The following is a 19,356-nucleotide window of genomic DNA, read 5'->3' on the forward strand; positions in this document are numbered from 1 at the left end:
CCGAGAACCTGAAAATGCTGCATAATATCCCTTATGCATGACAAACAGGACGAATCGCTCGCGGTGCTGATCGAGGAGTTCCTGACCGCGCGGGCCACCCGCAAGCCCTCCCCGCACACCCTGGCCGCGTACCGCAGGGATCTGCACGCGGTCGCGGCTCTGGTCGCGGAAACCCCTCCCCTCCCCTTGGACTCGTTGTCGATCACCGACCTCTCCCCCCGGGTGATGCGGGCGGCCTTCGCCCGGTTCGCCGCTCCCCGGTCGCCCGCGTCGGTGCATCGGGCCTGGTCCACCTGGAACAGCTTCTTCACGTTCCTGGTCGCGGACGGGTTCGTGGCGGGTAACCCGATGCCGGCGGTCGGGCGACCTCGGGCGCTACTCCCCCAGCCGAAGCCGCTACGCGGCGCGGACACCCCCGAGGTGCTGCTCGCGTCCGCCGCGCGCGACGACGGTCGGCAACGCGACCCGTGGCCGGAGCGGGACGTCGCGGTGTTGGCGGTGGCGCTGTGCGCCGGGCTGCGCCTGTCGGAGTTGTTGGCGTTGCGCGTCGACTCGCTCGGCGGTCGGCCCGGTGAGCGGCGGGTCGAGGTGGCGGGCAAGGGTGGGCGGCCTCGGGTGGTGCCGATCGAGGCGGACCTGGACCGGGTGCTGTTGGACTACCTGGACAGTCGGGTGCGGCGCTTCGGTTCGCGGTCGGTACGCCCCGACTCGGCGTTTCTGGTGGACCGGCGTGGCGAGCCGTTGCGCCGTGGTGGCCTTCAGTATCTCGTCGAGTCGTGTTACCGGCGGGCGGGCATCGGTGACCGGGTGCCGCGGGGCGCGCGGCTGCACGCGCTGCGGCACACCTTCGCGACCCGGTTGGCGGAGGACGGTGCGAGCGCGGCGGAGATCATGCGGTTGTTGGGGCACGCGTCGTTGGCGTCGTCGCAGACGTACATCGAGGTGACCGCCGGGCAGCAGCGCGACGCGGTCCGCGCCAACCGGACCAACCGGGCGCTGGCGGGTCTGGTGCCGCGGGGGTGAGTGGGTCAGTGTGCGCGGTGTCCGGTGCCGTCGGCGGTGACGGGCAGCGGGCCGAGGACGGCGTTGATGATGTGGATGCGGGCGTTGGTGGCCTGGTAGTCGGCGCAGACCGTGTCGGCGCGGTCGCCGAGGCGGGCGGTGGGTCCGGTGCGGGTGACGGTGACGGTGACGCCGTCGAGGGTGGTGGCGGTGCCGGCGGTGGTGAGGTCGGCGATCGGGTGGGTTCCGGTGATGAGGTGGGCTTTCAGCAGGGTGCGCAGTTGGTCGGTGTGGTGGGTCATGAGGTCGTCCCAGTTGTCCTCGGAGAACGTGGCGGCGAAGGCGTCGTCGGAGGGCGCCAGGACGGTGACGCCGGCGTCGGAGGGCAGGTCGGTGAGGACGCCGCTGGCGCGTAGGGCCGCCTCGAAGGTGGTGAGGGTGGGGATCCAGCGCAGCGCCTGGTCGACGGGTTGACCGGCGAGGAAGCTCGGGTTGCCGGGGTCGGTGCCGGTGGGCAGGGCGGTGCAGAGTGGCCCGGTGACCTGGGGTGCGGTGGCGGTCGGCGCGGCATCCGCGCGGGGAGCTGTGGGGCTGCCCGTGCAGGCGGCGAGCAGCAGGGTCGGTAGGAGCAGGCCGAGCGTCCGTCGGACGCGCCGAGCGTCGTGCGGTCCGCGGGATCGTCGGGGGTGTCGCGGTGCGGTGGCGGGGTGCGACACGGTGGCCTCCACGGGGGTTGGTGGGTGGTGCGGTGCCGACGGCGGCGGGGGGGTCGGGCCCGCCGCCGCCGGCACGGCGGCTCGCTAGTTGTCGGTCACGGTGCCGCAGTTGTCGGTCACAGTGCCGCGCACTGGGTGGTGCGGGGGCCGTGGACGGTGTTGGCGATGCCGAGGTTGGTCGGGGCGGTGCTGTTGGCGGTGCAGGTGAGCGGGCCGCGGATGGTGTTGCCGGCCAGCAGGGGTGCGTCGGTGCCGGTGGTGTTGCCGGACAGGTTGACCGGGCCGGCGATCGTGACGTCGATGATGGAGATCGCGTCGGTGGTGTTGGTGATCTGCAGCGGCCCGTTGACTGTGGTGTCGGCGAGGAGGACGCCGGCGGCACGGGTGGCGCTGACTGGTCCGCTGATTGTCGTTCCGGTCGCGACGAGTGCGGCGCCCGTCTGGACGGTGACCGGGCCGTTGATGGTGGCGTCGTCGGCGCAGGTGAAGCCGGATACGACCAGCGGTCCGTTGCGCCGGCCGGTGAGGGTCGGGTAGACGCGTTCGCCGTCGGTCAGCTTCTCCACGCCCTTGGTGTCGAGCAGCAGCGGGATCAGGCCGCGTTCGGGCTGGTTGAGGGGTACGTAGTAGCCGTCGCCGGTCTTGATGACCTTCCAGCCGTGTGCGGCGATGCGCTGCGCCACGGTGGTGCCGACGCCACCGGGTCCGTCGGTGCGGGGGCCGTTGTACTGCGCGTCGGTGAGTTTGTAGGCGCAGGGCGCGTTGTCGAGGATCAGGTCGGCGGGTGGCGCGTCGAGTGGTGGTGGGCTGTCGCCGGGGTGTGGTGCCGGGTGGGCGGGGATGGGGCGGGATCCGCGGAAGACCAGCCGGCCGGTGTTGGCGGCCTGGGATTCGATGGCCTCGGTGCGGGCTGTCAGGATGTCGGCGCGGTCGGTGCGGTGGTAGTCGAGGAACTGGTGGAACGTCCACAGGGCGGAGTAGGTCTTGCGGCGCCGGTTGTTGGCGGTGTTGCCCTCGTCGGGGCGGGTCTGGCCGCCGGAGCTGCGTAGTTCCAGCAGGGAGTTGGTGACGTTCTTGAGGCCGAGGGTGTTGCGCAGGATGGTTTCCTCGCTGAGGCCGACGTTGCCGCCGCCTTCGCAGCCGTAGGGGCAGGCCCACCAGCCGGCTTCGGCGCCCTTGGCGTACATGTGGCCTTCGATCATGTCCTGGGACTGGTCGAAGATGGATTGGGCGACGTTCTGGTGTCGGGGTGGCAGCATCGGCAGGTCGCCGGCGCGGGAGTTGCCGAATTCGTGGCCGTCGTAGCCGGCGACGGGTCGGTAGTCGCGGACCATCCTGATGTACGCGGTGGTCTCCGGCTGGCGGATCAGCGAGTAGTCGCGGTTGAGGTCCTGGCCGGTGGAGTTGCCGCGGGTGTTGTTGGCGCGGCCGTCGCCGTTGATGGTGGGGACGATCAGGACTGTGGTGTGGCTGAGCAGGTCGGTGATGCGGGGGTCGGTGCTGAAGGCGAGTTGGCGGGCCATGATGAGGCAGGCTTCGCGGTCGCCGGGTTCGTTGCCGTGCACGTTGCAGTTGATGGCCACGGGTGCGGTGGCGGCGACGGCTTCCGGGGTGGTTGCCGGGGTGGGGTATCCGATGACGAGCATGTTGATGGGTCGGTTCTGGACGGTGCGGCCGAGTTCGACGACGCGTACGCGGTCGCTGAGGGTGTCGATGGCGGTGGTGTAGGCGTACTCGTCGGTGTCGCTGGTGTATTGCGCGGCGTGGGTGGTTTCCCATTGGGTGCGCAGGTTCTGGCCGGGGGTGTCGGGGTTGCCCCAGGGTGTGGTGGTGGTGGCGGTGACCGGCTCGGAGTAGGGCTGTTCGGTGGTGCCGGTGCGGGCGCGTACGCGCCATTGGAAGGTGTCGCCGGGGTGGTAGCCGGCGTCGGCGAAGGTGGGTGCCTGTTGGTTGATCTGGCGGTTGGGTCGCCAGATGCCGACGATGGTGGGTGCGCCGGTGGGGGTGTTGTCGGCGTCGACGGGGGTTCGTTCGATCTGGTAGTCGGTGGCGCCGTTCACGGGTTGCCAGGCGAGGGTGGTGTATCCGTCTGCCTGGTGGGCGGTGAGGGCGGTGACCTGGTCGGGTGGTGCGGCGCGTTGGGCGTTGGCGGGGGTGGCTGCGGTGGTGAGGGTGACGGCGATGACGGTTGACACGGCGATGAGGGTGGGTCGCTGGCGTCTCATGTGGCCTCCGACGAGTTGATCGTGGCGCGTATCGATCAGCATGATCGTCGGAGTTCGTCGATGCAATGATCTTGAGGGAATCTTGCGACTCGGTGGTCCGCTCCCCCGCCCTTGTCAGGCGTCGATGGTGGTGGGTTCGCCCGGTGGGAGCCAGCGGATGCTGTCGCGCGCGGGAGGCGGTGCAGCGGTGAACGCCCGCTCGATGACCTCGCGGGGTTCCTGGAAGTGTTGCCAGCCCTCGTAGTGCACCGGGATCGCGGTGTGGGGTCGCAGGGCGGCACACAGTTGCGCGGCTCGCCGGGCCGTCATCGAGTAGCGCAGCGGCCCGGTGATGGGAAATCGCACTCCGCCCAGGTGCAGCAGTACCGTGCCGACCCGGAGGCGGGTGGCGACCTGGCGTACCCGGCGGGTCAGCACGGTGTCGCCGGTTATCCAGAGCGCGCCGTGTTGTTGCCCGGCCCAGCGCAGGGCGAAGCCGATGACGGCGCCGACGATCGGGCCGCTGAGCGGCGGGCCGTGCCGGCATGGCGTGGCGGTCACCTCGATGGTCGGTCGTCCGGGGTGCGTGAGCCGGGTGCTCTGCCCGGCGCGCAGGCCGCGGGTCTCGGGGCCGAGCCGGCGTGCGGCGGGCACGGTGGTGAGGACCGTGCCCGCCAAGCTCAGGAGCGCACGGCCGGTGTCGTCGAGGTTGTCGCCGTGGTGGTCGTGGCTGAGCAGGACCGCGTGGATCGGCCCGAGGTCGGGGGCGGGGATCGCCGGGCCTGTGACCTTGCGCGACGAGGTGCCCCAGCCGAAGGTGTAGCGCCGTCCGGGTGGGTCGAAGGTGGGGTCGGTGAGCAGTCGCCACCCGCCGATTTCGATCAGCGTGGTGGGGCCGCCGACGTGGGTGATCCGCAGCTGGTGTGCGGTGCTCACCGGGCGTGCCGTAGGGCCCAGTCGAGGGCGACGTCGGCGATGCGCTGCCAGCCCTGCTGGGCGGGCAGCAGGTGCGCGTACCCGTCGAAGAGCTCGACCTCGGTGATGGTGTCGCCCTTGTAGTGCGCGGCGTTGGCGCGTTGCACGCTGGGCGGCATGATGTGGTCTTCCGAGCCGGAGATGAACAGCAGCGGCGCGCGCTGGTCGTTGTGGTAGTTGACGGCGATGTCCTGGGGGCCGGGCAGCAGGTTGGCCAGGACGCTGTCCCAGAGGATGCCGCCGGCGGCGGGGATGGCGTAGCGCTCGTACAGGGCGCGGGCGGTCTGCTCGTCGAAGGTGTTGGTGAACGCGTAGTTCCACTGTTCGAAGGTGAACCCGACGGCGCGGTGCCGGTTGGCGGGGTTGCGCAGCACCGGGAAGGTGGAGCGCAGCTGCGAGAAGGGAGTCACCTTGACGCCTTCGGTGGGTGCCGAGTTGAGGACGACCGCCGAGGCGCCGTAGCCGCGGTCGAGCAGCACCTGGGTGAACGCCCCGCCGGCGGAGTGGCCCATGATGATCGGCGGCTTGGGTAGCGCGGCGACCACGTCGGTGAGGTGCGCGATGACCTGCGGCGCGGTCAGCGTCTCCAGGGGGCTGGGGTCCGTGTTGACCGCCTCGACCTCGCCCTCCAGCCCGGGGTAGGTGGGGGTGAGCACTCGGAAGCCCTTGTCCTGGTAGTGGGTGACCCAGTGTTCCCAGCTGCGGGGGGTGACCCAGAAACCGTGGATGAGGACGATCGTGTCCGGTGTGTTGTCGCTCATGGTCAGCTCCCTGTGGTGTCGGGGTGGCGATGGCGGGGTGCGGTATCAGCCGAGGTCGACCAGCAGCGGGCGGTGGTCGGAGATGGTGGACGGTGGCGCGGTGACGGCGCGTACCGGTGGGAGGTCGGCGAGGGCGTGCCGGTCGGCGAGGATGTGGTCGAGTTGGACGCGGGGCTGCCCGGACGGGTAGGTGGGGTGTCGGCCCAGGGGGTGCCAGCCGGAGATGAGCCGGGCCGCGCCGGCGGGCAGGTTGAGGTCGCCGAGCAGGACGCGGGGGCCCGGTAGCGCGCGCAGGGCGCGCACGGTCTGACGCAGTTGGCGGGCGTTCCAGCCGGGCACGAAGGACAGGTGGGTCGCGGCGACGGTGAGGGGGCCGTGGGGGGTGTCCAGGACGGCGGCGAGGACCACGCGGGGTTCGTCGTGCAGCAGGATGAGGCCGCCGCGGGGGCCGGGCACGTAGACCGGTGAGCGCACGGGTGCTGGTTTGAGTCGGGTGACCTGCCAGCTGCGTACGGGGTGTCGGCTGATCAGCCCGATGCCGTAGCAGGGTTCGCCGTGGCCGTCGTCGTCGTGGCGCAGCGGGCGGAACCGTTCGCCGGGGGTGCCGACGACGGCGGCGGCGAAGCGGTGGTGGGGCGCGTCGAGGGCGCGGGCGGCGATGGCGGTGAGGTCGAGGTTGCCGCTGCGGCGTTGGTCGCGGTCGACCTCCTGCAGGGCGAGCACGTCGGCGTCGAGGGCGCCGATGGCGGCAGCGAGTCGGTCGGGGTCGACGAGCCCGTCGGTGAGGGATCGTCCGTGCAGCAGGTTGAAGGTGGCCAGGCGCACTCCTGCACCTTACGTGCCCATGGCATGGTTGCCGGGTGGTCAAGGTGTTGCTGTGTTCAGTGCTGGTGTTCGTGGCGGTCGGGGCGTTGGGGGTGTGGTTGCGGCGTACGCGAGGTCGGTGAGCGGGTGAGGCTGGCCACTCGGGTGCCGCCGCGGCACGTCGGATGCGCGGTGGGTGGGGAGAATTGCCGCCCGTGGACGCCGTATCGCTGAGTACCCTGCTGGCCGCCGCCGCGATGGCCGGGTGGGTGGATGCCGTGGTCGGTGGTGGCGGGTTGTTGCTGCTGCCGGCGTTGCTGGTGGCCGCACCGGGGTTGCCGGTGGCCACCGCGCTGGGCACGAACAAGTTGGCCGCGATCTTCGGTACGGCCACGGCGGCGACGACGTACGCCCGCAGGACGACTGTCGACTGGCGGGTGGCGGGGCCGGCGGCGGGGTTGGCGGTGTTCAGCGCGGGCGTGGGCGCGGCGCTCGCCGGGGCGGTGCCGGCGGCGGCGTACCGGCCGGTGGTGTTGGTGGTGTTGGTGGCGGTGGCGGTGTTCGTGCTGCTGCGCCCCCGGCTGGGGGTGGTGGCGGTGCCGGCGAGGCGCACTCCGGTGCGGGTGGCGGCGGTGATCGCGGTGGCCGGGGTGGGGATCGCCCTGTACGACGGGTTGATCGGTCCGGGCACCGGCACGTTCCTGGTGTTGGCGTTCACCGCTCTCGTGGGCGCGGACTTCGTGCACGGCTCGGCGATGGCGAAGGTCGTGAACGCGGGGACGAACCTGGGTGCGCTCGTGGTGTTCGGGGTGACCGGGCACGTGTGGTGGCTGTTGGGCGCGGGCATGGCGGTGTGCAACATCGCCGGTGCGGTGCTGGGGGCGCGGATGGCGTTGCGCCGCGGCTCCGGGTTCGTGCGGGTGGTGTTGCTGGTGGTGGTGGTGGCGTTGGTCGCGAAGCTGGGCTACGACCAGTGGGTGGGTTAGCTGCGGCGGCTGGGTGAGTCGAAACGCCCGGCGCGGATCTCGCGCAGGGCCCGGCGGCGGGTGTCGCTGCGCAGGGTGTCGACGTAGAGCCGGCCGCCCAGGTGGTCGGTTTCGTGTTGCAGGGCGCGGGCCAGGAACCCGCTGCCGGCGATGGTCAGCGGTTCGCCGTGCTGGTCGACACCGCGCGCGGTGGCGTGCAGGGCCCGCACGGTCGGGAAGTACAGCCCGGGGATGGACAGGCAGCCCTCCTCGTCGTCCTGGAGCTCGTCGGACAGCTTGAGGGTGGGGTTGATGAGGTGGCCGCGGTGCCCGTCGGCGTCGTAGGCGAACACCTGGGCGCTGACGCCGATCTGCGGTGCGGCGACGCCGGCGCGCCCGGGGGCGCCGAGCAGGGTGTCCATCAGGTCGGTGACGAGGGCGCGCAGCTCGGCGTCGAAGGTGGTGACCGGTTCGCATCCGGTGCGCAGGACTGGGTCGCCGATGATCCGGATGGGCCGCATGGTCATGCGGGTCAGCGTATCGCCGTCCGGTGCGGGGGTCAGCGCCCGGCCAGGGTGGCGCGGATCGGGGTGGTCTTCGCGGCGGCCTCGGCGACCTCGGCGCTCGGGTCGCTGTCCCAGGTGATGCCGCCGCCGGCCCAGGTGTGCAGCCGTTCGCCGTCTGCGGCGGCGGTGCGGATGGTCAGGCCAAGGTCGACGTGACCCGGGGCGACCCAACCCAACGCGCCCATGCTGGCGCCCCGCCCGACGGGTTCGAGGGCGCTGATCTGGGTGAGGGCGGCGAGTTTCGGGGCGCCGGTGACGGAGCCGCCGGGGCAGGTGGCGCGCAGCAGGTCGGCGAGGCCGAGACCGTCGGCGGCGGTGGCGCGGACTGTCGACTCGGCCTGCCACAGGTCGCACCAGCGGCGCACGGCGAACAGGTCGTCGACGGTGACGGTGCCGGTGCGGGCGACGCGGGCGAGGTCGTTGCGTTCCAGGTCGACGATCATGATGTGTTCGGCGCGTTCCTTCGCGCTGGCGAGCAGTTCGGCGCGGCCGGCGGCGGTGGCCGGGCGGGTGCCCTTGATCGGTCGGGTGATCACCTGCCCGTCGGTGACCTCGACGAGGGTTTCCGGGGACGCGCAGCCGATGGCCCAGCCGTCGCCGGTGAGGACGCCGCCGTAGCGGGCGCCGGGGAGCGCGCCGAGGCGGCTCAGGGCGGGCAACGGGTCGCCGGTGTAGGGGGCGCGGGCGTGGCCGACGATGTTGCTCTGGTAGACGTCGCCGCGGCCGATGGCGGCGCGGACCGCGTCGACGGCGGCGGCGTGCTGGTGGGGGGTCCAGCTCTCGGTCCACTCGCCGAGCCACCACGGTGGTCCTGCGCCGGGCCGGGTGGCCCGGGTGGGGCAGTGGCCGTAGACGACGACGGCGAGGTCGGGCAGGTTCGGCGCGGGTTCGGGAGCCCCGGTGGGGGCGCCGGCGAGCAGCGCCCCGGCGGCGGCGGACAGGTACAGGGCCGCGCCGCAGACCCCGGCGCCGTGCTGGGCGGGGGCGGGTCGGGTCAGGTCGTGCAGGGGCAGGCCGTGCGCGGCGAGGAACTCCTCGGCGAGGGCCGCGGGGTCGCCGCCGTCGCCGCGGGACCAGTGCAGGCGGGCGCGTTCGACGAGCGCGCCCCGGCACGCGGCCGGCGCGGCGGGCACATCGACCAACGCGACTTGGCTGCGGTCCGTGGCACGGACCTGTGGGAGCGTTTCCACGCCGTACGGTCCAACCTTCCTCATCCGTTCAGTGGATTTCCCGGGCACCAGGCGTGCACCTGCTCGATGCTGGACACTTTCGCTTGGTACTGTGCGTCACTGGTCATGTGAACCATGACACAGTGCCCCCACAGTCCGGAGAACCCGATGTGCCAGCACCAACCGACCTGCCCCTCCGCTGAAGCCACCGACCGGGAAGCCGCACGGGTCCTCGCCTGCTTCCGTGAGCAGGGCTGGAGCCTGCTCTGCAACGGCGTCATCGTTTTCGAGGACACCGGCGAGTTGCTTCCCGACGGCAGCAGCATCGCACCGCACCGCGGCCCCGCCCGCCACGCCCTCGTGGCCTAACCGACCACTCAGAGTCACCGAATAGCCGCCGTCGACCCAGGCTAGTCCCCCCGGTAAGGGACGTCTCCGCCCAGGTCGCAGCGGCTGCCGGGGCAGGCCGTACCGCCCGCCCCGGCGCGCCGCCGTCAGTCCTCGAACGCCTCCGGCGTTGTCAGTCCTCGAACGCCTCCGGCGACGGGCACGAGCAGACCAGGTTCCGGTCGCCGTACGCGCCGTCGATGCGCCGCACCGGCGGCCAGTACTTCCCGGCCCGGTCCACCCCGGCCGGGTACGCGCCCACCGACCGCGGGTACGCGTGCGACCACTCGTCACCGCTGACCATCGCCGCGGTGTGCGGCGCGTTCGCCAGGGGGTTGTCCCCCGCCGCCCAGGCCCCGGAACCCACCTGCTCGATCTCCGCGCGGATCGCGATCATCGCGTCGCAGAACCGGTCCAGCTCGGCCAGGTCCTCGCTCTCGGTCGGCTCCACCATCAGCGTCCCCGCCACCGGGAACGACATCGTGGGCGCGTGGAAGCCGTAGTCGATCAGCCGCTTCGCCACGTCGTCGACGCTCACCCCGGTCGCCTTCGTCAACGGCCGCAGGTCGAGGATGCACTCGTGCGCCACCAGGCCCTTGTTGCCGGCGTACAGCACCGGGAAGTGCCCGCGCAGCCGCGCGGCCACGTAGTTCGCCGCGAGGACCGCCACGCCGGTCGCCCGGGTCAGCCCCTCGGCGCCCATCATCCGCAGGTACGCCCACGGGATCGGCAGGATGCCCGTCGACCCGTACTTCGCCGCCGAGATCGCCGGCGTGGCGTCCACGTGCGCGCCCAGCGGGTCACCGGGCAGGAACGGCGCCAGGTGCGCGCGGACCGCCACCGGGCCCACACCGGGGCCACCGCCGCCGTGCGGGATGCAGAACGTCTTGTGCAGGTTCAGGTGCGACACGTCAGCGCCGAACTTGCCGGGCTTCGCGAACCCGACCAGGGCGTTGAGGTTCGCCCCGTCGACGTACACCTGCCCGCCGGCGTCGTGGACCTTCGCGCACAGCGACGCGATGCCCGTCTCGTACACGCCGTGCGTCGACGGGTACGTCACCATGATCGCGGCGAGGGCGTCCCGGTGCTTCTCGATCTTCGCGTCCAGGTCGACGAGGTCGACGTTGCCGTCGTCGTCGCAGGCCACCACCACGACTCGCATGCCGGCCATCACCGCCGACGCCGCGTTCGTGCCGTGCGCCGACGACGGGATCAGGCACACGTCGCGGTGCGTCTCACCCCGCGACGCGTGGTACGAGCGGATCGCCAGCAGCCCGGCCAGCTCACCCTGCGAACCGGCGTTGGGCTGCACGCTCACCGCGTCGTAGCCGGTCACCTCGGCCAGCCACGACTCCAGCTGACCGATCAGCTCCCGGTACCCGGCGGTCTGCGTGTCCGGTGCGAACGGGTGGATGTTCGCGAACTCCGCCCAGCTGACCGGCTCCATCTCGGTGGTCGCGTTCAGCTTCATCGTGCACGACCCGAGCGGGATCATGCCCCGGTCCAGGGCGTAGTCGAAGTCCGACAGCCGCCGCAGGTAGCGCAGCATCGCCGTCTCCGAGTGGTGGCTGCGGAACACCGGGTGGGTGAGGAAGTCGCTGCCGCGCATCAGGTCGACCGGCAGGGCCGCGTCCACGTCGCCGTCGAACGCGGGCACCCCGAACGCCTCCCACACCTGCGCCAGGTGCGCGTCGGTAGTCGTCTCGTCGCAGGACACCCCGACCCGGTCGGCGTCGACCAGCCGCAGGTTCACCCCCCGCTGGGCGGCCGCCGCGACGACCCGCGCCGCCGCGCCCGGCACTGTCGCGGTGACGGTGTCGAAGAACGCGACGTCCGCGACGTCCACCCCACCGGCGCGCAACCCGGCCGCGAGCCGCGCCGCCATCCGATGGGTACGCGTCGCGATGTCCCGCAGCCCGTCCGGGCCGTGGTAGACGGCGTACATGCCGGCCATCACCGCGAGCAGCACCTGCGCGGTGCAGATGTTGCTCGTCGCCTTCTCCCGCCGGATGTGCTGCTCACGGGTCTGCAACGCCAACCGGTACGCCGGGTTGCCGTCCGCGTCGCGCGACACCCCGACCAGACGCCCGGGCAGCATCCGCTCCAGGCCCGAGCGCACCGCCAGGTAACCGGCGTGCGGCCCACCGAAGCCCATCGGTACGCCGAAACGCTGGGTGGTGCCGGCGGCGATGTCCGCGCCGATCTCCCCCGGTGCGCGCAGCAGCGTCAACGCCAGCAGGTCCGCCGCGACGGTGACCAGGGCGCCGACGGCGTGCGCCGCCTCCACGAGGCTCGCGTGGTCGCGCACCGCACCGGACGCCCCCGGGTACTGCAGGTGCAGGCCGAAGAACTCCGCCGGCAACTCGTCGCGCCGCACGTCGAGGACCCGCACATCGATGCCGAGCGGCTCGGCCCGGCTGGTGATCACCGCGATGGTCTGCGGCAACGCGTCGGCGTCGACGACGTACACGCCGCTCTTGCTCTTGGAGGCCCGCCGCGCCAGGGTCATCGCCTCCGCCGCCGCGGTGCCCTCGTCGAGCATGGAGGCGTTCGCGGTGGCCAACCCGGTCAGGTCGGTGACCATGGTCTGGAAGTTCAGCAGCGCCTCCAGGCGGCCCTGGCTGATCTCCGGCTGGTACGGCGTGTACGCCGTGTACCAGGCCGGGTCCTCCAGCACGTTGCGGCGGATCACCGCCGGCGTGTGCGTGCCGTGGTACCCCAACCCGATCATGGAGACGGCGACGGTGTTACGCGCCGCGATCGCCCGCAGCTCGGCGATCGTCTCGGCCTCGGTGGCCGGGTCGGGCAGGTCGAGGGTGCCGTGCCAGCGGATCACCTCGGGGATCGCGGCGTCCATCAGCTCGTCGATCGACTCGTGCCCGACGACATCCAGCATCCGACGCTCGTCGTCGGGGCCGGGACCGATGTGACGGGTGGCGAACTGCTCTACGGTCATAGGGGGCACTCCCGGGGCGAGGTCGACGTGTCGGCCTCCCCCTCTGTCGCGCCCACAGGGGCACTCCACAGTGCCTGCCCACGAGGTCCTTTTGCCTGAGAGGTTCCGGGGAGGATTTGCCCCTTCGGCGCCGCCCTGCGTGCTGTCGGGCGGTCTCTCCCACGTGGGTGTTACCGGCGTGGTCAACGCTACCAGCGTTGGTGTTTCCGGCTGATGTCCTACCCCCGGGGGCTGCGGTCACACCCGAGCGGCACCCCACCCGGGGGCCGCGCCGTCACACGTTCAGCGGCGCCCCGGCGCCGACCCGCGCGGCCAGTTGCGGCAACACCGCACCCAACGGCGCGTCGACGCACACGGTGGCGTGGCCGTCACCACGGGTCGGCCCCTGGTTGACGATCGCGACCGGGATGCCCCGTTTCGCGGCCCGGATCACGAAACGGCGCCCCGACATCACCGTCAACGACGACCCGAGCACCAGCAACGAACGGGCCTGCTCCACGGCAGCGAAACACCGCGCCACCCGCTGCGGCGGCACCGTCTCACCGAAGAACACCACGTCCGGTTTCACCATCCCGGTGCCGCAGATCCCGCAGTCCACCGGCCGGAACGCCGCCACCTGCTCGTCGGGGAGATCAACATCACCGTCCGGGTTGACCGCGGCGACGCGGGCCACGAAGTCCGGGTTGGCCTCGCGCAGCCGCCGGTCCAACTCCTCCCGGGAGGTCAGGTTGCCGCAGTCCAGGCAGGTCACCTCGTCGAGGCGACCGTGCAACTCGATCACCGACGTGCTGCCGGCCGCGCCGTGCAGACCGTCGACGTTCTGGGTGATCACCGTGTCGACCAGACCCGCGTGTTGCAGCTCGGCCACCGCCCGGTGCCCGGCGTTGGGCGCGGCGCCCGCGATCAACCGCCACCCCAGGTGGCTGCGTGCCCAGTAGCGCCGCCGGGCCAGGGGATCCCGGGTGAACGCCTGGAAGGTCATCGGCGTGTGCCGCCGCGCCACCCCGCTGGGCCCCCGGTAGTCCGGAATCCCCGACTCGGTGGACAGGCCGGCGCCGCTGAGCACCACCACCCCACCGCCGGCCACCAGCGAGGTCAACGCGTCGAGACTCTCCATCACCTCTCCATGCTGCCCCAACCCGTCCGCCAACGCCGAACCCCGCGCCGGATGGGTGGGGCCCACCCGGCGCAGGTGGCCGGCGACGGCTTACGCCGCCGCGACGACGTCGGCGACGACGCAGGCGATGTTGTCCGGCGCCCCCTCGCCCCGCGCCAGCTCGATCAACTCCCGCACCGTGTCCTCGGGGCCGGCTTGCGCGGCCAGCGCCGACCGCAGGTCGGCGCGGTCGACGACCGCGGACAACCCGTCGGAGCACAGCAGGTACCGGTCACCCGGCTGCGCGGTGCGCAGCGCCAGATCCGCCTCGACCTGCCGACCGCCGCCGAGGGCACGCACCAGCACCGCGCGCTGGGGATGCGTCGCCGCCTGGTCCCGGTCGAGCCTGCCCTGATCAACCTGGGCCTGCACCCAGGTGTGATCCTGGGTGAGCAGCGACAACTCACCGTCGCGCAACAGGTACGCCCGGGTGTCACCGACGTGCACCAGCGCCAGGTGGGCGCCGCTGAGCAGCAGCGCGGTCAGGGTGGTGACCGGCTGGTCGGCGTCGCCCGCCAACCCGCGTACGGCGCGGTCGGCGTCGCTCACCGCACCGGCCACCATCGCCAGCAGGTCGGCGGCCGGTACGTCGGTGAGCGCCAACGACTTCAGGGCGTCGACGGCGGCGGCGCTGGCAGCCGCCCCGCCGGACCCCCGCATCCCGTCGGCCACGGCGAGCAACCGCCCGCCGGCGTACGCGGTGTCCTCGTTGCTGTCGCGTACCAGCCCGGTGTCGCAACCGGCGGCGCAGCGCACGGCAACTGCGGAATTCGGGTCGGACATGGTGGCGCCTCCTTCAGACATTCGGTCCACGAGGAGGGTGGCGAGCCGGGCGCGAGCCGCGGTGTCGGCGCTGACCTGCCGCCAGTACGCGGTGATCGCCTCAGCCGCCGCCGCCGGATCCAGGTCACACACGACCCGGATCGTCGCCAGTGGCATGCCGAGCCGCCGCAACTGGGCGACCAGCCGGGCCACCGGCAGTTGAGCCGGGTCATAGAGCCGGTAGCCGGACTCCGGATCCACAGCCGCCGGCACCAGCAGCCCCACCCGGTCGTACAGGCGCAACGCCTTCGGCGTCAGCCTCGCCGCCCGGGCGAACGCCCCGATGGTCATCAGCCCCACGTCGACATCCTCCTCGTGCCGGTCACGGCGACCGGCGCCCACCAGGCTCAGGGTTACCCGAAGGTCAAGGTCAAGGCCGGCGCCGCCGCTGTCACCCGCAACGCCGGTAGGTTGGGCGCATGCGCGTCGTCATCGCCGGAGGCCACGGCAAGATCGCCCTACTGTTGCAACGTCACCTCGCCGGGCGCGGCGACACCGCCGTCGGCCTCATCCGCAACCCCGAGCAGACCGCGACGCTCCGCGCCGCCGGCGCCACCCCCGTCGTCTGCGACCTGGAACACACCCCGGTCGCGCAGGTGGCCGCGCACCTCGACGGCGCCGACGCGGTGATCTTCGCCGCCGGCGCCGGCCCCGGCAGCGGCGTCGCCCGCAAGGACACCGTCGACCGGGCCGCCGCCGCGCTGCTCGCCGACGCCGCCACCCGCGCCGGCGTGCACCGCTACCTGCTCGTCTCCTCCATGGGCGTGGACCGGCCACCCGCCCCCGGCAGCGACGACGTGTGGGCGGCGTACCTGCGCGCCAAACGCGCCGCCGAGGACGACCTGCGCGGCCGCGACCTGGCCTGGACGGTGCTGCGACCCGGCCGGCTCACCGACGACCCACCCACCGGGCGGGTCACCCTCACCCCACACGCCGGCCGTGGCGCCATCAGCCGCACCGACGTCGCCCACGTCCTCGCCGGCCTGCTCGACGAACCACGCACCACCGGCACGACACTGGAACTCGTCGACGGGCCCACCCCGATCGCCGACGCCATCCGCGCCACCGCCACCTGACCGACCCGCCGCGCCGAGGAGAGCCATGGACCCGCAACCACTCGACTACCGCTTCACCGCGCCCATCGAGAAAGACGGTGCGTTCGCCACGTACGTGACGGTGCCCGACTCCGCGGACCTGCTCGGCACCCGACGCGCCGTCAAGGTCACCGGCACCATCGACGGGCACCCGTTCAGCGCCACCCTGATGCCCTCCGGCAGCGGCCCCCACTGGCTGCCCATCCGCGCCGCCCTGTGCAAGACCATCGGCAAGAGCGCCGCCGGCGCCGAGGTCACCTTCCACCTCGAACAACGGCTGAGCTGACCAGCCGCACCCGCCAACGGCGGGCGTCAGCCACCCGGGCGGTGCGCGGCGACCAGCACCGGCCCGCCGGGGACTGTCGGAAAACGGCGGACACCGCCCCCGCCAGCACCTCCACCATCCGGTCCGCGTCGAATGCGTTGCCGCCGTTGCGCACCCGGCCCAGAAGGCGCCAACGCGCCGAGTGGGGTCCGCGGACAGCGAACCCCACTCGCGACGATCAGCGCTGCTGGTGCCGCGGCAACGCCGACTGCCCCAGCACACCGCCCACGAACGGCGCCCCCGGCGTCTCCGCCGCGATCCGATCCATCGTGCGCGCCAACTGCTCACTGCCGTCATCGAGATGCCGCGCCGCCGCCTGCATGTGCGACACCATCATCTCGCCGAAAATCCGCAACGCCTCCCGGGTCGCCACCGTGTCGTCGAAGCTCGACCCGGCCGCGCTGCGATACTCCGCCACCGCCCGCTCCGCCTCCTGCTTCGCCTCCGCCTGCGCCGCGTGCAGGTAGCTCTCATACTGCACCCGGGCGTACTCGGCGACCCGACGCGCGTAGTCATGCGCCTGCGCGATGATCTGCTCCGCCTCCCGCTGCGCCGCCGACAGCAGATTCACCTCCCGCGCCGCCGGAACCTTCGCCGCCGCCCCCGTACTCGGAATCACCCCGTGTCGGTGCAACTCCACCCGGTCGGTCAGCCGCTCGTTCTCCGCCCGTAACGTCGCGATCTGCGTCGCCAACAGGTCCAACTCGTCAGCGACCTGCACCCGGAAGCGGTCCACGTCAGCGTTGTCGTAACCACGCCGGGCGAACGACGCGGCACCGAACTCCCACCGCCGAACCCGATCGGCGGTCATCCGCACCTGCACACCGCCGGAAATCTGCACCCCGTCATACCGGCTGATCGGCGTCGCACTCACCTGTGCAGACCCCCGTTCGCGACTGCGGGGCTCGCAAGCTCACTCCTCGCGCTCACCTGTGCCCACCTCCCGAAGTGTCACCCGCAGCCGACTGCTGCACCGCCGTCCGCCACGCCGGGCCGTACCACTGCGCACCCAGGCCCTCGTGGTGCACCTGCCCCGCGTGGTAACCAGCCTGAACCAGCGTCTGCACCGCGTACGACACCATCTCGTCCGACCCACACACGAACACGTGCCGGGAACGCCAGTCACCGTCGGCCAACGCCCGGTCCACCGCCTGCACGAACTCCCCTGGCCGGTGCACGTCGGCACCCACCACGTACGTGACCGTCAACCACGGATGCGACGACGCCAACTTGTCCATCGCGTCGCTGTCGTAGAACTCGCTACGGGAACGGGCCCCCACGTAGAGGTCCACCCGCCGGCGGGAACCCTCCGCGGCCACCTGCTCCACCAACGCCTTCACCGGCGCCCAGCCGGTACCCGCGACCAACAACAACAGGTCACTCGAGCCCGCCGACCACAACCCCAGCCGGTCCCCCACCGGCGCCGCCAGGTGGACCCGATCCCCCACCGCCGACCCGTACACCAGCCGCGACGACACCGCGCCACCCGGCGCGGCCCGCACGTGCAACTCCAACGTGCCGTCCGCCCGCGGCGCGTTCGCCGGCGAGTAGTACCGCCACGACCGCACCGACGGGTGCGACACCCCGATCGACTGACCCGGGGTGAACGGCAACAGGTACTGCGGGCGCACCGTCAACACCGCCACGTCGAACGCCCGCCGCTCGTGCGCCACGATCTCCGCCACCCACCACGGCGGGTTGACCGCCTCGGCGGCCTGCGCGGCCTCCATCATCACCTGGGCGACCAACCCGTACGCGGCCGTCCAGTCCGCGGCCAACTCGTCGGTCCACTGCTCGGCGAGGAAATGCTGCAACGTCGCCACCAGCGCCTCACCGACCGCCGGGTAGTGCTCCGCGCGGACCGCGAACTTGCGGTGATCCGCGCCGAGATCCTGCAGGAAACCCACCAGCCGATCCACCTGGTCCACATTGGACACGATGTGACCCAACGCGGTCACGAGGCGATCCCGCTGACCGGCCATGTTCGTCGGGAACATCTGCCGCGTCTCGGGGTGAGCGAGGAACAACGTCGAGTAGAAGTAGAGCGGCACCTGGTCGCCGTGACCGGCGACCACCGACCAGCTCTGCTTGAGGCGAGCAGCGTCCACGCTCAGACGCCCGACCTGTTCCCGGCAGCCACCACCTGGCCCTGCACCTGCCCCAGCACCGTCTGCACATCCGCGAGGATGTCCGCCGGAACCCCCAGCTCGGTCAACGTCACCGTCAGGTGCTCGCCCACCTTCGCGTAGTGCTCCACGGTGATGTTCAACGGCTGGTGCGCCTCGGCCAACCCGCGACCCGTGTACTCGTTCGGGCCACCCAGCACCACGGTCAACATCAACGCCAGGTGCCGCCGCTGACCCGCCATGTCCACATCGGCGAAGTAGTCCGCCAACTCCGGGTCCGCGAGCACCTTGTCGTAGAACAGCTCAACGGCCGCCTTGACCGAGCTGGCACCGCCAATGCGGTCGTAGTGCGAAGCGGGCGCCGTCTCTTCCGTAACCGTCACGGTCGTTCCTTCCGGGGATGAAGGGTCCAGAACCGTGAGGGACCATAGCGTGTCAACCGCCTCCGGTCAGCGACCCCTTATCGGATTCCCGACAACACGCCGACACGTTGCGTCACCACTACCAACGGGTACTTCCACAGTCGGCCACCAAAGCGACACCCACAGTATCCACAGTGGACCGCGACGGCCGACAAACCCCGGCCACCGTCACCGACGGTCGCGAGAAAACAACAGAAAAAAATCCGAAAGTTCGAACGATCAGCCGGCGCGCCGCCGCGCCCGCCGCGCCGCCAACTCGTCACCCACCGGATCCGACCCCGACACCACCGCCGGCTCCACCGGGCCGCTCATCGCCGGCTCCGCCGGCAGATGCGACAACGAGCCCTGGATCTCCTTGAAAGCACCACCGATCGCGATGCCGAAGACCCCCTGGCCACCCTGCAACAGGTCGACCACCTCCTCCGGAGACCGGCACTCATACACCGTCGTCCCATCAGAGATCAGCGTGATCCCCGCCAGATCCTCCACACCACGCGACCGCAACGCCTCGATCGCCTTACGGATGTTCTGCAGGGACACCCCCGCGTCCAACAACCGCTTCACGACCTTCAACACCACCAGGTCGCGGAACGAATACAACCGCTGCGTCCCCGAACCCGAGGCATCACGAACGCTCGGCACCACAAGCGTCGTTCGCGCCCAGTAATCCAACTGCCGGTAACTGATGCCCACCGCGTGGCAGGCCGTCACACCCCGGTAGCCAACCGAACCGTCACCCTCAGCCGCCACACCTGGCGACGAGGCACCCGACTCGTCGAACTCTGCACCCGGATCGGAATCCCGCGGCTCGTGCATCCGGACAACCTCCCCGTCAGTGTGGCGACGCATCGTTTCCGGGACGCGCACCCCTCGACATGGAAACCCTATCGCCAGCACCAAGGGTTA

The 19,356-nt window shown here is 71.7% G+C and carries 19 protein-coding genes and 1 riboswitch; of the genes, 5 read left to right on the top strand and 14 right to left on the bottom strand.

Annotated features, from left to right (window positions below):
- Positions 1–33: 33 nt before the first annotated feature.
- On the top strand, positions 34–1,023 hold the full coding sequence (locus KBX71_RS23445; protein WP_210820069.1) for a tyrosine-type recombinase/integrase: 990 nt from the start codon (positions 34–36) through the stop codon (positions 1,021–1,023).
- Positions 1,024–1,028: 5 nt separating this feature from the next.
- Here KBX71_RS23445 and KBX71_RS34640 read toward each other — a convergent pair whose 3' ends face one another.
- The 5 genes from KBX71_RS34640 to KBX71_RS23470 all read right to left on the bottom strand — a co-directional run bounded on the left by KBX71_RS34640 (position 1,029) and on the right by KBX71_RS23470 (position 6,483).
- Positions 1,029–1,718: a fasciclin domain-containing protein gene (locus tag KBX71_RS34640; protein WP_210820070.1), complete on the bottom strand. Its 690-nt coding sequence runs from the start codon at positions 1,716–1,718 to the stop codon at positions 1,029–1,031.
- A gap of 116 nt (positions 1,719–1,834) precedes the next feature.
- Positions 1,835–3,943, bottom strand: coding sequence for a M14 family zinc carboxypeptidase (locus KBX71_RS23455; RefSeq protein ID WP_210820071.1), 2,109 nt, complete (start codon positions 3,941–3,943; stop codon positions 1,835–1,837).
- A gap of 114 nt (positions 3,944–4,057) precedes the next feature.
- Positions 4,058–4,858, bottom strand: a complete 801-nt coding sequence (locus KBX71_RS23460) for an MBL fold metallo-hydrolase (RefSeq protein WP_307847263.1) — start codon at positions 4,856–4,858, stop codon at positions 4,058–4,060.
- Complete coding sequence (locus KBX71_RS23465) at positions 4,855–5,658, bottom strand: alpha/beta hydrolase (RefSeq protein WP_210820072.1); 804 nt, start codon at positions 5,656–5,658, stop codon at positions 4,855–4,857. The genes KBX71_RS23460 and KBX71_RS23465 overlap by 4 nt, the downstream gene beginning before the upstream one ends.
- Positions 5,659–5,703: 45 nt before the next feature.
- Positions 5,704–6,483, bottom strand: a complete 780-nt coding sequence (locus KBX71_RS23470) for an endonuclease/exonuclease/phosphatase family protein (RefSeq protein ID WP_210820073.1) — start codon at positions 6,481–6,483, stop codon at positions 5,704–5,706.
- 194 nt (positions 6,484–6,677) lie between these two features.
- Here KBX71_RS23470 and KBX71_RS23475 point away from each other — a divergent pair, with 194 nt between their 5' ends.
- Positions 6,678–7,448, top strand: a complete 771-nt coding sequence (locus tag KBX71_RS23475) for a TSUP family transporter (protein ID WP_307847264.1) — start codon at positions 6,678–6,680, stop codon at positions 7,446–7,448.
- On the opposite strand, the gene def is transcribed toward KBX71_RS23475, so the two are convergent.
- Positions 7,445–7,954, bottom strand: a complete 510-nt coding sequence (def, locus tag KBX71_RS23480) for a peptide deformylase (RefSeq protein WP_210820074.1) — start codon at positions 7,952–7,954, stop codon at positions 7,445–7,447. The two genes, KBX71_RS23475 and def, sit on opposite strands and share 4 nt — an antisense overlap.
- A 32-nt stretch (positions 7,955–7,986) precedes the next feature.
- Positions 7,987–9,207, bottom strand: coding sequence for a chorismate-binding protein (locus KBX71_RS23485; RefSeq protein ID WP_374102631.1), 1,221 nt, complete (start codon positions 9,205–9,207; stop codon positions 7,987–7,989).
- Positions 9,208–9,330: 123 nt separating this feature from the next.
- On the opposite strand from KBX71_RS23485, the gene KBX71_RS23490 reads away from it, so the two are divergent.
- Complete coding sequence (locus KBX71_RS23490) at positions 9,331–9,531, top strand: DUF5999 family protein (RefSeq protein WP_007460326.1); 201 nt, start codon at positions 9,331–9,333, stop codon at positions 9,529–9,531.
- 151 nt (positions 9,532–9,682) lie between these two features.
- Here the strand turns inward: KBX71_RS23490 and gcvP are convergent, their stop codons facing one another.
- From gcvP to KBX71_RS23505, 3 genes are all read right to left on the bottom strand, one after another.
- Entirely contained in the window at positions 9,683–12,505 is a 2,823-nt protein-coding gene (gene gcvP / locus KBX71_RS23495; RefSeq protein ID WP_210820075.1) for an aminomethyl-transferring glycine dehydrogenase, read from the bottom strand.
- A 73-nt stretch (positions 12,506–12,578) separates the two neighbouring features.
- A riboswitch (glycine riboswitch) is annotated at positions 12,579–12,677 on the bottom strand.
- A gap of 102 nt (positions 12,678–12,779) precedes the next feature.
- Positions 12,780–13,622, bottom strand: a complete 843-nt coding sequence (locus tag KBX71_RS23500) for an NAD-dependent protein deacetylase (protein ID WP_210820076.1) — start codon at positions 13,620–13,622, stop codon at positions 12,780–12,782.
- A gap of 90 nt (positions 13,623–13,712) precedes the next feature.
- Positions 13,713–14,783 carry a MerR family transcriptional regulator gene (locus KBX71_RS23505; RefSeq protein WP_210820109.1) on the bottom strand — a complete coding sequence of 357 codons (1,071 nt, stop codon included), beginning with the start codon at positions 14,781–14,783 and terminating at the stop codon, positions 13,713–13,715.
- Between the two features lie 119 nt (positions 14,784–14,902).
- On the opposite strand from KBX71_RS23505, the gene KBX71_RS23510 reads away from it, so the two are divergent.
- Positions 14,903–15,559 (top strand): SDR family oxidoreductase, encoded by a 657-nt coding sequence (locus tag KBX71_RS23510; RefSeq protein WP_210820077.1) that lies wholly within the window; start codon positions 14,903–14,905, stop codon positions 15,557–15,559.
- A gap of 25 nt (positions 15,560–15,584) precedes the next feature.
- Positions 15,585–15,863 (top strand): DUF1905 domain-containing protein, encoded by a 279-nt coding sequence (locus KBX71_RS23515; protein ID WP_210820078.1) that lies wholly within the window; start codon positions 15,585–15,587, stop codon positions 15,861–15,863.
- A 217-nt stretch (positions 15,864–16,080) separates the two neighbouring features.
- Here the strand turns inward: KBX71_RS23515 and KBX71_RS34330 are convergent, their stop codons facing one another.
- The 4 genes from KBX71_RS34330 to KBX71_RS23535 form a co-directional block, all read right to left on the bottom strand.
- Positions 16,081–16,776 (bottom strand): DivIVA domain-containing protein, encoded by a 696-nt coding sequence (locus KBX71_RS34330; RefSeq protein ID WP_210820079.1) that lies wholly within the window; start codon positions 16,774–16,776, stop codon positions 16,081–16,083.
- A gap of 52 nt (positions 16,777–16,828) precedes the next feature.
- On the bottom strand, positions 16,829–18,010 hold the full coding sequence (locus KBX71_RS23525) for a globin domain-containing protein (RefSeq protein ID WP_210820080.1): 1,182 nt from the start codon (positions 18,008–18,010) through the stop codon (positions 16,829–16,831).
- Positions 18,011–18,012: 2 nt separating this feature from the next.
- On the bottom strand, positions 18,013–18,411 hold the full coding sequence (locus tag KBX71_RS23530) for a group 1 truncated hemoglobin (RefSeq protein WP_210820081.1): 399 nt from the start codon (positions 18,409–18,411) through the stop codon (positions 18,013–18,015).
- 258 nt (positions 18,412–18,669) lie between these two features.
- Entirely contained in the window at positions 18,670–19,266 is a 597-nt protein-coding gene (locus KBX71_RS23535) for a MerR family transcriptional regulator (RefSeq protein WP_124822148.1), read from the bottom strand.
- Between the last annotated feature and the right edge of the window lie 90 nt (positions 19,267–19,356).

This window comes from Micromonospora sp. D93 (genome assembly GCF_018070365.1).
Taxonomy (GTDB): Bacteria; Actinomycetota; Actinomycetes; order Mycobacteriales; family Micromonosporaceae; genus Micromonospora; species Micromonospora ureilytica.

Coding starts and splice junctions, on each gene's coding strand:
- KBX71_RS23500 (WP_210820076.1), bottom strand. CDS start 13,622: ATGGAGAGTCTCGACGCGTTGACCTCGCTGGTGGCCGGCGGTGGGGTG.
- KBX71_RS23515 (WP_210820078.1), top strand. CDS start 15,585: ATGGACCCGCAACCACTCGACTACCGCTTCACCGCGCCCATCGAGAAA.
- KBX71_RS23510 (WP_210820077.1), top strand. CDS start 14,903: ATGCGCGTCGTCATCGCCGGAGGCCACGGCAAGATCGCCCTACTGTTG.
- gcvP (WP_210820075.1), bottom strand. CDS start 12,505: ATGACCGTAGAGCAGTTCGCCACCCGTCACATCGGTCCCGGCCCCGAC.
- KBX71_RS23490 (WP_007460326.1), top strand. CDS start 9,331: ATGTGCCAGCACCAACCGACCTGCCCCTCCGCTGAAGCCACCGACCGG.
- def (WP_210820074.1), bottom strand. CDS start 7,954: ATGACCATGCGGCCCATCCGGATCATCGGCGACCCAGTCCTGCGCACC.
- KBX71_RS23455 (WP_210820071.1), bottom strand. CDS start 3,943: ATGAGACGCCAGCGACCCACCCTCATCGCCGTGTCAACCGTCATCGCC.
- KBX71_RS23535 (WP_124822148.1), bottom strand. CDS start 19,266: ATGCACGAGCCGCGGGATTCCGATCCGGGTGCAGAGTTCGACGAGTCG.
- KBX71_RS23445 (WP_210820069.1), top strand. CDS start 34: ATGCATGACAAACAGGACGAATCGCTCGCGGTGCTGATCGAGGAGTTC.
- KBX71_RS23465 (WP_210820072.1), bottom strand. CDS start 5,658: ATGAGCGACAACACACCGGACACGATCGTCCTCATCCACGGTTTCTGG.
- KBX71_RS23485 (WP_374102631.1), bottom strand. CDS start 9,207: ATGAGGAAGGTTGGACCGTACGGCGTGGAAACGCTCCCACAGGTCCGT.